At 65.2% G+C, this 3,934-nt stretch carries 4 protein-coding genes; 2 read left to right on the top strand and 2 right to left on the bottom strand.

Annotated features, from left to right (window positions below; translation table 11 throughout):
* Nucleotides 1-1,076: amidase (locus tag ENZ74_RS24535; protein WP_127313044.1), on the bottom strand; the 1,076-nt coding region annotated here is incomplete at its 3' end.
* A gap of 540 nt (nt 1,077-1,616) precedes the next feature.
* Between ENZ74_RS24535 and odc2 the strand changes: the two genes are divergently transcribed.
* Nucleotides 1,617-2,750 (top strand): ornithine/lysine decarboxylase, encoded by a 1,134-nt coding sequence (gene odc2 / locus ENZ74_RS24530; protein WP_024502712.1) that lies wholly within the window; start codon nt 1,617-1,619, stop codon nt 2,748-2,750.
* A gap of 153 nt (nt 2,751-2,903) precedes the next feature.
* On the top strand, nt 2,904-3,473 hold the full coding sequence (locus ENZ74_RS24525) for an N-acetyltransferase (protein WP_063168935.1): 570 nt from the start codon (nt 2,904-2,906) through the stop codon (nt 3,471-3,473).
* A gap of 95 nt (nt 3,474-3,568) precedes the next feature.
* On the opposite strand, the gene ENZ74_RS24520 is transcribed toward ENZ74_RS24525, so the two are convergent.
* Nucleotides 3,569-3,877, bottom strand: coding sequence for an SCP2 sterol-binding domain-containing protein (locus tag ENZ74_RS24520; protein WP_128337429.1), 309 nt, complete (start codon nt 3,875-3,877; stop codon nt 3,569-3,571).
* Nucleotides 3,878-3,934: the final 57 nt, after the last annotated feature.

Below are 3,934 nucleotides of genomic sequence, written 5' to 3'. Positions count from 1 at the left end.
GTGATCTGTGGAAAACCGGACAGGCCGGCCAGGCACAGAAGCTGGAGCGCCCGTTCGCGATAGGCCTGGAACTGCTCCGGCGTGCTGTCCACGTAAGGCGCCGGACCAGGCACCGTCGGCAGGACAAGGAAGCCGTCCTTGCCGAGCAGGGCGCTCAGTTCGCCGCGAAAGGTCAGACGCCGCACCTTCTCGGCCTGCGCCGTCTTGTCGTCGACGGCGCGGCCGAAGCCGAAACGCTCCTCGACGCCGGTGCCGAGGCCGCGCTCGCCGCTGGTGATCCATTCGCCATGCACCGCCCAGGCCTCCCTGGCCTGCAGCCGGCGAAAGCACCAGTAAAGTTCATCGGGAGATGAGGAGAAGCGGATTGCCGGCGTCGCCGGCGCGCCGAAAACCGCGCCCGCCAGCCCCTTCATTCCGGCATATTCGGCCAGCGCCGGGCGGGCGACCAGCCCGTCCAGCCAATCCAGCGCCAGCGGCCGGTCCAACACGTGCTGGTGCGGATCGCGGCCGAGCAGCAGCTTGCCGACGGTCTCGTAGGTCTCGATGTCGTCGGCGAACCAGCCGAACGTGTCAAGGCTCGGCGCCAGCTTCATCGTGCCGTCGAGCGAAATGCGGCCATGCGTGGTGCGCAGCCCGATCAGTCCGCAAAAGCTCGCCGGCGCGCGGATCGAGCCGCCGGTGTCGGAACCAGTGGCGATATCGGCCAGCCTGCCCGCCACCGCCGCCGCCGACCCCGATGAGGAGCCGCCGGTGACGCGGTCGGGTGCCGCCGGGTTCACCGGAAACGAGAAATGCGCATTCTGACCGAACAGCGCGAAGGCGAGCTCGTCGGTCTGCGTCTTGCCGACGAAGCGTGCGCCGGCATCGAGGATCATCTGCACGGCGGGTGCGGTGCGCGAGGCTGCGTGGCTTTCGGCGAATTTTTGCAAATTGCCGCAACCGGTGCGGTAGCCGGCGACGTCGTATATGTCCTTGACGGCCAGCCGCAGGCCGGCCAACGGGCCGAGCTGGGCATGTGCCACGGGCATCTGGCGAAGATCGAGAAAGGCGTTGAGAGGGCCGTGCGTGCCTGTCATCGTTCGATATCCGGATACGGTTGCCGCAACATTGTTCGACGCCAGAAATTTTACAACCTGCGATACGATTTTTATTGATTGTGAAAGTCTTCGCCCTTATATCGCGCTTGCCCAAAGTCGCACGTGCCTGTGGGTGTCCGCCGATCCTCGAATGGTGAGGGAAATCGGTAAGGTAACTGGAGCCAACCCCTCCAGTCGGTCTAGCGGCCAACCGCCAGCCCGAGGACACCTTGAAGCAACGACGGTGCGGGCCTTTCTGGTGTTCTGCCGGTTGTCCAAAAACCGGGGTTACTGAAGAGGCACACCTTCATTGCCGGCAGTGCGGACGGGTCTCCCATCCAAGCCAAGGCAGACAAAGCGAACCGAGGCCGGGCAAGGCCAAGGTTCACCGCCGCGAGACGGCGCTTCATGGTTCCGGGGTCTCCACCGGCTGGTTCCATGGATTTCCGTCCCGCCTTTGTCCACCGCGAGTTCGCGAGGCCGACAGCCCGCGTCCCGCAGCCTTATTGCGCGCCGAAAGGCGCTGATGGAGAGACCCCGATGGCCACCCAGCGCATCCTTGACTTCCTCGCCACCCGACGTCCGACCGGCCCCTGCCTCGTCGTCGACCTCGATGTCGTGCGCGACAATTTCCGCGCCTTCGAGAAGGCGCTGCCCGATTCCAGGATCTACTATGCGGTGAAAGCAAACCCGGCGCCGGAAATCCTGCGCCTGCTTGCTGCGATGGGCTCGTCCTTCGACACCGCTTCCGTTGCCGAAGTCGAGATGGCGATGGACGCTGGTGCACCGGCGGACCGCATCTCCTTCGGCAACACCATCAAGAAGGAGCGTGACATCGCACGCGCCTACCAGCTCGGCATCCGCCTGTTCGCCGTCGATTGCGTCGAAGAGGTCGAGAAGATCGCCCGCGTCGCGCCCGGTGCGCGCGTGTTCTGCCGCGTGCTGACCGATGGCGAGGGCGCCGAGTGGCCGCTGTCGCGCAAGTTCGGCTGCGTGCCGGCGATGGCCGTCGACGTGCTGCGCCATGCCAAGGGGCTCGGCCTCGACGCCTATGGCGTGTCGTTCCATGTCGGCTCGCAGCAGACCGACCTGACCGCCTGGGACCGCGCGCTGGCCGACGCCAAGGTGGTGTTCGCGACGCTCGCCGAGGAAGGCATCGTCTTGAAGATGGTCAATATGGGCGGTGGTTTCCCGACGCGCTATCTGCGTGACGTGCCGGCCGCCCAGGCCTATGGCCAGGCGATCTTCTCGGCGCTGCGCAAGCATTTCGGCAATGCCATTCCGGAGACCATCATCGAGCCGGGCCGTGGCATGGTCGGCAATGCCGGCGTCATCAAGTCGGAAGTCGTGCTGATCTCGAAGAAGGCCGCCAACGACAATGTGCGCTGGGTGTTCCTCGACATCGGCAAGTTCGGCGGCCTGGCCGAGACGATGGACGAGGCGATCCGCTACCCGATCGTCACCGCGCATGACGGCACGGAGACCGCACCTTGCGTGCTCGCCGGCCCGACCTGCGATTCGGCCGACGTGATGTACGAGAAGACGCCCTATCTGCTGCCTTTGTCGCTGACCATCGGCGACGAGGTGCTGATCGAAGGCACCGGCGCCTACACGACCACCTACTCGGCGGTCGCCTTCAACGGCTTCGAGCCTCTCCGATCCTACGTGATCTGACGGCGCTTGCTCAGCGCATTTTCGAACGGCGAACCGGACACAACTTCGCCTGAAAATGCGCTGAGAGAGCCGATCAGATCATCCCAGGTGGGCGACTTTCGTCCACCCGGGCTCGCCTGTGGAACAGATCTCCGCTCGCCAGGGATTACGGAAATGGAAATGCCAGTTGAAATTGGGGGCCACGCACCGGCCTTTGTGATGGTTGCCGAAACCGCCGCCGATGTTGCGGCGCGCGAGGCGTTGCTCGATCGGGCGATGGGGCCGAAGCGCAGGAAAAAGTCGTCGGAGAAGCTGCGGCGTGGCCGGCGGCCCTCGGAAGGCCTGGTCTTCGTCGCCCGCGATGGCTCGGGCGGCGTCGCCGGCACCGTGCGGCTGTGGGACGTCAGGCTGGGCGAGGGCGGTGCGGCTGCGCTGCTGCTTGGCCCGCTTGCCGTCGATCCGTCGCTCAAGAACGCCGGCATCGGCTCGGCCCTGATGCGCCATGCCATCGCCGAGGCGGCACGTCTTGGCCATGCCGCGATCCTTCTGGTCGGCGATGCGCCCTATTACGCGCGCTTCGGCTTCTCGGCCGAGAAGACCGGTTCGCTTGCCATGCCGGGACCCTATGAGCGGCACCGCCTGCTGGCGCTGGAACTGGTGGAAGGCGCGCTTGACGGCGTGCACGGCACGCTGAGGGCGGCCGGCCGCAAGCTGAAGGCGCAGGAATTGATATCGGCGGCCTGAGATACGAAGCCGCCAGCATTTCATGCAAAAACGCCGCCCGAAAAGGCGGCGTTTTTTCGCGATTGGTGGGCGCCACCTTGGGCGCCTGCATGCCTTCAGCCGATCAGCTGGCTGAGCGCCATGGCAACGGTCATGTCGCCTTCGACCTTTATCTTGCCGGTCATGAACGCCATTGTCGGGTTCAGGTCGCCAGCGATCAGCGAATCGAGATCGTCGAGCGAGAGCTTGATGGTGCAGTCGGTGGGTGCATCGGTGTTCGAGACGGTTGCGCCGTCGATGACGATGACGCCGTCGCTGCCGGTGTCGAATTTCACGGAACGATCGAACCCGCTGCTGGCCACGCGCGACTTGATCTTCTCGGCAATCTCCTGAACGCTCACGCTGTTCTCCTTGTCTGGTTGCATCTGTCTCGCAACGGCGCTTCGATCCAGCCGAAGCCCGTGCCGCGGTTTCGCGATCAC

Source organism: Mesorhizobium sp. M7A.F.Ca.CA.002.15.2.1, assembly GCF_003998715.1.
In the GTDB taxonomy this organism is placed as follows: Bacteria; Pseudomonadota; Alphaproteobacteria; order Rhizobiales; family Rhizobiaceae; genus Mesorhizobium; species Mesorhizobium ciceri.
Note: the sequence above shows the minus strand (reverse complement) of the source record. Positions and strands in the feature narration are given on the sequence as shown.

Excerpts from the sequence above, each read along its gene's own strand:
- ENZ74_RS24520 (WP_128337429.1), bottom strand. The coding sequence starts at position 3,877 with ATGCAACCAGACAAGGAGAACAGCGTGAGCGTTCAGGAGATTGCCGAG.
- odc2 (WP_024502712.1), top strand. The coding sequence starts at position 1,617 with ATGGCCACCCAGCGCATCCTTGACTTCCTCGCCACCCGACGTCCGACC.
- ENZ74_RS24525 (WP_063168935.1), top strand. The coding sequence starts at position 2,904 with ATGGAAATGCCAGTTGAAATTGGGGGCCACGCACCGGCCTTTGTGATG.